The 221-nt window shown below is 65.6% G+C and carries 1 protein-coding gene; it reads left to right on the forward strand.

What is annotated here, in order from left to right; genetic code table 11:
• Positions 1 to 221 (forward strand): acyltransferase domain-containing protein (locus AC3A6P_RS36230; RefSeq protein ID WP_487697487.1); only part of this gene is annotated, 221 nt, incomplete at both ends.

Here is a 221-nt window from a genome sequence, read left to right on the forward strand (position 1 = left end):
GTGGAGGAGCCGGGGTTTGCGGCTGCGGTGGCGCAGTTGGAGCCGGTGTTCGTCGAGCAGGTCGGCTTCTCCCTGCAACAGATCCTCGAACGCGGCGAACCGGTTCGCGGCGACGCTCAGGTGCAACCGGTGATCATGGGCGTGCAGTTGGCGTTGACGGCGTTGTGGCGGTCTTACGGGGTGGAACCCGATGCGGTGATGGGGCATTCGATGGGTGAGGT

It is taken from the genome of Mycobacterium sp. Soil_C_30 (assembly GCF_057656995.1).